The sequence below is a fragment of the Vibrio sp. 10N.261.52.A1 genome, from assembly GCF_002876325.1.
In the GTDB taxonomy this organism is placed as follows: Bacteria; Pseudomonadota; Gammaproteobacteria; order Enterobacterales; family Vibrionaceae; genus Vibrio; species Vibrio chagasii.
Genome location: NZ_MCYD01000847.1, coordinates 1 through 6,251, shown reverse-complemented (window position 1 = coordinate 6,251; position 6,251 = coordinate 1). Strand labels below are relative to the sequence as shown.

The window sequence follows — 6,251 nt, the reverse complement described above, 5'->3', positions numbered from 1 at the left end:
ATGTAATGATACATTGGAAGGAGGCTTACAAAGGTAAAACTTGGAAGTAAGAGGTGGAGACTTAACACGCTGTATAAGTGCATTTTTCACTAAATAGTGATACCAAAAATGAAGACTATCGCGTCTACTCTCGCCCCAACACATACTCGATAAAAGCAGACTTCGTTTCACGATATTTGTCTTGTGGCCAACCTTCACAGGATACTTTTAGGTCATTGTATTGCTGAACTAAGGCTGAGTTGACACGCAGCCTGTCTCGAAACGCTAAAAAGCACTCAAACTCAGAACCATTGGCAACCACTTGCAACGCCACATCTTCAGAGGATATGGATTCCAACATGCACAATTCGGGCGTTCTTAGCGTATCGAGTTTCTCTTTAAAGCCGAGCGTTGTAAGTCGTTCTACAGCATCCTCAAGCTCGTTGAACTCAACGCCAACGAAGACATCTAAATCGCCCTTAGATACGGCCAACGGAATGGACGATGCGCCGACATGCTCAACTCTCGCGTTAGGGAGTAGCTTCTTGATATCACATTCGTATCGTTCAAACATCTCATGGCAAGCAGCTTGATATTGTTCCGCTGGGTAAAATCGCATGCGTCCCCACTATTCAAATTAGCACTAGTACATTAAAGGCTATTAAATACGCCTATTGCTAAAAGAAACAGAACGATACTAATAATCCCAATATTAGATACTCGCTCCCGCTCTTTTTCGTCAGGTGTAAACGAAGGAAAACGTCCTAAAGTGAACACCTTAGATACAACCCACCCCACGCTAAAGCAAATGATATCCACAATGAAGAACTGGAAAAGCATTCGAAAAAACGCACCAACGAACCTAAAGAGTGTGAATACTATGTCTTCCATTTTCTGCCCTAATTAGAGTCAACTAAGGACAGAAAGTGCCACGGGTGGAGATTCATATCAAGAACCTTATACAGAACTATATGTGTAAAAATACTATTACGCAGCGACTATAAATCCGTTCCATATTGACTTAGACAAACCTTAAAAGCTTCGCGCTCGCCAGTTGTATTGATCAATGCCGCTGCACTACTTTCCCACAACTCCACATGGCCGTTAGTTAGAACATCCGTACTAACAAGTAGCATTCTTCCACCAACATAAGTTTCTACACGATAGCCATCGTTTCGAACCTGTTGCCTAGTATCTATATCAGTCAGCATTGAATGTGAGCGAAGGAAACCATCATACACGCAGCTAGCAAACTCCAATACCGAGTCTTTAGGAACCGTCCCAGTCATCAACGATTCAAATTCTCCAGTATCTAACCTAGTTGGTGCCGATGAACAACCGACCACGGAACTTAAAACAACAAAAGCCGTCATTAACTTCTTCATCTAATTACTCGTAAGTACAAAATATCTACCTGGCGAACTTTAGTTTCATGCGTACATTTAGTCACTAACTAAATGATAAATCTGCATTTCCTTTGTCCAAAAACAAAAAGCCCCGGTTATAGGAACCGGGGAAACAGGGTGGGATGAGTTTGGCGCGTGCCCGTAAGACCAAACTCTCCCCAAGCCTCACCTAAGACTCATGCTCTTAGGTAAAGGATGCTGAGTACTGTTATTAAAAAGTACGGTTATTGAATCGTAGCGCCTTGTTCTACCCAAGTGCCGATGAGTGCTCGCTCTTCCTCGGTCATTTGAGTCATGTTACCAAGAGGCATCACCTGAGTTGTTACGGTTTGAGCAACAATCCTAGGTACATTGGCTTTGATCTCTTCTGGCGTATCAAGCATGACACCCGCTGGCGCAGCAGCAAAAGCGGCGTGGCTAGGCGTTGCAGAGTGACACACTGAACAGCGCTCTTGAATGACCTTGTTGATGGTTTCAAAGCTGACACCTGCATTCGCCGTTGGCATGGCATGGTCAGCAGGCACTGCTTGAGAGTCAGCCGCCGCTGAAGCCGTGTTGCTCGAAGCGATCTCTTCAGTCGTGCTCACAGGTGCTTCTTGTACCACTGGTGCTTGCACTACCGGAGTCATCTGTTTTTTCGCGTAAGGTGAGGTAACAAACGCGAGAGTAATCATACCCAGTGCCGCTACTGGCACTGTCCATGCGAACTTCTGACTGCCATGACGTGTATTGAAATAGTGACGAACCAAGATACTGAAGATTGCTAGGCCAGCAAGGATCAACCAGTTGTATTCCGAGCCGTAAGTGCTTGGGAAGTGGTTACTGATCATGATGAACAGCACTGGCAGTGTCATGTAGTTATTGTGACGAGAGCGCAGTAGACCTTTCGCAGGTAGTGCCGGATCCGGTTCGCGTTTCTCTTCAATCGCTTTCACCAAGTTACGCTGCGCAGGCATGATAACGCGGAATACGTTACCCACCATGATGGTACCGATAATGGCACCCACGTGGATATAAGCACCACGGCCACTGAACACTTGGGTTAGGCCATAGGTCGCAGCAACGAGCAGCACAAACAGCACAACGCCAAGCAACACCGGGGTTTTTCCTAATGGCGAGTCACACAGTAAGTCGTAGATAAACCAACCAGCAACGAATGAACCAATACCAATCGCGATTGCCGTTGTTGAATCAAGGCCAGAGCCCGGTGCAATCAGGTAGATTTCTGCGTTGAGGTAATAAACGACACCCAATAGACACACGCCTGTGATCCATGTGAAGTAAGCTTCCCACTTGAACCAGTGTAGGTGCTCTGGCATTTCTGGTGGCGCAAGTTTGTACTTCTCTAGGTGATAAATACCACCGCCGTGAATCGCCCATAAGTCGCCTGAAAGGCCCGTTTTAGGGTTAACTCGGTTAAGGTTGTTCTCTAACCAAACAAAGTAAAATGATGCGCCTATCCACGCAACACCAACAATCATGTGAATCCAGCGAATCGCTAAATTCAACCACTCTGTAATATGCGGATCCATAATAAACTCCTGTATCACAACGCTTTAGCTAAGCGTTGCTCTTCCTTGTTGTCTTCCGTTGGCATATCTTCCAAATGCAATGCCACCAGGTCGTTCTCAAAATAAACTTCATCACAGTTATGTCCTTCTCCGCCTCTATCGACAATCAAGAACTGGTCTTGATCCGTGAGTGCAAGAACCGGGTGATGCCACACCCCTTTGTGATAGTTCACTCCTTGACGGCCGTTGCTTAAGAAAGCTCGGCAATTGGCTAACGATGGGTTACCGCCTTTTGGGGCAACAACAATTAAATAGGGTTGACCAAGTAATGGAATGAATGCCTGAGAACCAAGTGGATGACGCTCTAGCATTTTGATGGTCAGTGGGTAGCTCAACGGCGTAGCTTGGAAGATGCTGATGATCGCTTCTCCGCCTTGGTCTTGCACATCCGTTGTCGCTAGCTTGTGGTAGCGACGTGTTGATCCACTGTTGATCATGAAGAAATCACTATTATCGGACTCGATAACATCACCAAACTCAGCAAAAGCTTGCTTAGTTAACGGTTCGATAGTTAAACGACGTATTCCATTACTCATACTGATTTCCTTACCTATTTCGCTTTCGTACCAAATAGACGCAAACGGCTAATACCACCATCTGGGAATATGTTTGCACGTACGTGAGTAATCGCACCAAGGTCGTTTACCTCAGAAATGAACTCGTGAATCTCGTGCGCTTGCAGCTTTTGAGCAGGCAGCAGTTCACGCCAGAATAGGCTTTGTGTTTCCACTTGATCGTCTGTACCACCTTTCACGTAAGCCGCTTGAATTGAGCAGCTGTCTGGGTAGTTACCTTTAAAGTGCGCCGTATCAACGATGATACGTTCGATATTACCTGGATGGCCTAATGCAACGATTACCCAGTCATTACCCGGCGTACGACGACGCGCTGTTTCCCAGCCATCACCCATGTTTTCACCGCGGCCTGGGCCTAAGATGTTGGCTTTATTACCGTAGTGCTCATCACTACATGCCAGTGCTCGGCCACCATGTTCAACAGCTGCTAGATCCACCTGTTGATGAGAGTCTATTGCGTCCCAATCAACACTTGGTCGGCCGTAAACACGTAGGCGTGCAACACCACCGTCTGGGTAGATATTCAAACGCAGGTGCGTAAATACTTGATCACTTTCAATGTCTTCAAAATGGTGGTGGTCACCTTGTAGTGCCATTGAAGGCAGAATTTCTTGCCACTCTGTTGAATCGGTTGGCTCACCCTGAGGTGAATAGCATGCGTCGATTGATGCCGAAGGTGGGAAGTTACCTGTGAAGAATGAGGTATCAATATCAACGCCAGCGATAGTGCCAGCTAAGCCAAGGCGTACCACACAGTAGTCGTAACCTTCGCCACGTTTACGTCTGCTTTCCCAGCCGTCCATCCACTTGCCGTTATCGTCGTATAAGTCGTCTTTCCACTCTGGTGCTGCGTGGCTGAGTAGGCGGCTTTTATCGGCGAAAAAATCGTCTGTTGCGAAGATAGCTTCTGCGCCGAGTTTTTCGTCTGCAAGGTTTATGTACTGTTCAAATTTATGGGTCATGTCCGTGTAATCCTATGAAATTAATCAAGTAATAATAAAATGAGAACTTAGCGGCTTATGTTTTTACAAATCAAACCTTTAGGCACTAAGACTGGGCTGAGATAGCTGTTAACTCCGTTAACTTACATATCCCAGAGACGAAACATCGCGATCTTGTTGATCTCTTGAATCGCCGTAGCAAACTCAGTTTCACTATCATTTCCTAATCGCATCTCGAACGACTCAAGAATTTGGTAACGATTGGCTCCCTTCACCGCCATGATAAAAGGGAAATTGAAGCGACTTTTGTAGCTGTTGTTATAAGAAGTGAATTTTTCAAATTCTTCGGCGCTGCATTGATCAATGCCCGCCCCCGCTTGTTCTTTTGTCGACGACTCAGTAAGTTCGCCGTTTACTGCTGCTCTGCCCGCTAAGTCTGGGTGAGCGTTGATCAAAGCCAACTGTTTGCCTTGGTCGGCATTGAGCAAGGTCGATGCCATTTTTAGATGAAGATTCTCAATGTGGTCGTCTTCGGCATTCAAACCTTGGTCATATACCGCCTCAGCAACCCATGGGCTGTGCTCGTAAACATCAGCAAAGTGCGCGACAAAAGTGTCACGGTCCATGGTTGTTGGTTGGCAAGATCGAAATTCAGTCACGTTAAGCCTCCTTGCTGTTCGTTCTAATTTTGTTGTCCGTTGTATGGGTGATGTTTGTGCCAGTGGTTGGCAATATCAATTCGACGACATAGCCACACGCTGTCATGTTGTTTTACGTAATCTAAGAAGCGTCTCAATGCAGCAATACGACCGGGACGACCAATAAGACGACAATGCAGCCCTACCGACATCATTTTTGGTGCGGTTTCGCCTTCCATATAAAGGGTGTCAAAAGTGTCTTTTAAATACTGGAAGAACTGCTCACCAGAGTTGAAGCCTTGCGCCGTTGAAAAGCGCATATCGTTAACATCAAGCGTGTAAGGGATCACTAGCTGTGGATGACCGGTTTCGGTGTGCCAATAAGGCAGGTCATCGTCATAGGCATCTGAGTCATAAAGGAAGCCACCTTCTTCTGCGACTAAGCGGCGAGTATTCGGCCCTGTACGACCGGTATACCAACCTTGCGGACGTTGACCCGTCACCTGTTGGATAATCTCAATCGCTTTGGTCATATGGTCACGCTCTTCTGACTCATCAATATATTGATAGTCTATCCAACGATAACCGTGGCTACAGATTTCGTGACCTGCTTCTACCATGGCTTCAGCTACGTCTGGGTGACGCTCAATGGCCATAGCGACCGCAAATACAGTCAGTGGAATTTCATATTCATCGAACAAGCGAAGAACACGCCACACACCCGCTCGGCTACCATACTCATAGATGGATTCCATGCTGATGTGACGCTCGCCTTTGAGCGGCTGTGCTGACGGGATCTCTGAAAGAAAGGCTTCAGACTCGTCGTCTCCATGTAACAAACAACGCTCACCGCCCTCTTCATAATTCAATACAAAAGAAACCGCGACGCGCGCATTACCTGGCCATTGAGGGTTAGGAGGATTAGCTCCGTAACCGATCAAATTTCTTGAATAATCCTTATTCATCCAAGTACTCCTAACATAAGTGGTTGGCTTAGCCGCTCTTCAGCTGCCCCATCGAAATGATTCAGCTAGTGATTTATCCAAAACCGAGCAACCTCACCCCTGTACATTTATTGTATACAATTACTTATCTTAATGTAAAGATTTTGTTGCTTAAGTTAAAAAATCAAGCCAAATAC

Annotated in this window: 8 protein-coding genes; all 8 read right to left on the bottom strand. The window is 46.2% G+C overall.

Annotation, left to right across the window (positions count from 1 at the left end; translation table 11 throughout):
• Positions 1 to 124 precede the first annotated feature (124 nt).
• The 8 genes from BCT81_RS18055 to puuE all read right to left on the bottom strand — a co-directional run bounded on the left by BCT81_RS18055 (position 125) and on the right by puuE (position 6,075).
• On the bottom strand, positions 125 to 598 hold the full coding sequence (locus BCT81_RS18055) for a GrpB family protein (RefSeq protein ID WP_102425354.1): 474 nt from the start codon (positions 596 to 598) through the stop codon (positions 125 to 127).
• Positions 599 to 630: 32 nt separating this feature from the next.
• Positions 631 to 870 carry a hypothetical protein gene (locus tag BCT81_RS30010; protein WP_102425353.1) on the bottom strand — a complete coding sequence of 80 codons (240 nt, stop codon included), beginning with the start codon at positions 868 to 870 and terminating at the stop codon, positions 631 to 633.
• A gap of 107 nt (positions 871 to 977) precedes the next feature.
• Entirely contained in the window at positions 978 to 1,352 is a 375-nt protein-coding gene (locus tag BCT81_RS18045) for a hypothetical protein (RefSeq protein WP_206748015.1), read from the bottom strand.
• Positions 1,353 to 1,609: 257 nt separating this feature from the next.
• Complete coding sequence (locus BCT81_RS18040; RefSeq protein ID WP_102425351.1) at positions 1,610 to 2,917, bottom strand: urate hydroxylase PuuD; 1,308 nt, start codon at positions 2,915 to 2,917, stop codon at positions 1,610 to 1,612.
• Positions 2,918 to 2,931: 14 nt separating this feature from the next.
• The gene (locus BCT81_RS18035; RefSeq protein ID WP_102425350.1) at positions 2,932 to 3,492 is read right to left on the bottom strand and encodes an ureidoglycolate lyase; all 561 of its coding nucleotides are present in this window, start codon (positions 3,490 to 3,492) and stop codon (positions 2,932 to 2,934) included.
• Positions 3,493 to 3,506: 14 nt separating this feature from the next.
• Entirely contained in the window at positions 3,507 to 4,493 is a 987-nt protein-coding gene (gene alc, locus BCT81_RS18030) for an allantoicase (RefSeq protein WP_102425349.1), read from the bottom strand.
• A gap of 122 nt (positions 4,494 to 4,615) precedes the next feature.
• Positions 4,616 to 5,131, bottom strand: coding sequence for a 2-oxo-4-hydroxy-4-carboxy-5-ureidoimidazoline decarboxylase (gene uraD / locus BCT81_RS18025; RefSeq protein WP_061033009.1), 516 nt, complete (start codon positions 5,129 to 5,131; stop codon positions 4,616 to 4,618).
• A 23-nt stretch (positions 5,132 to 5,154) separates the two neighbouring features.
• A complete protein-coding gene (gene puuE / locus BCT81_RS18020; protein ID WP_102425348.1) occupies positions 5,155 to 6,075 on the bottom strand; it encodes an allantoinase PuuE in 921 nt (306 codons plus the stop codon).
• Positions 6,076 to 6,251 lie beyond the last annotated feature (176 nt).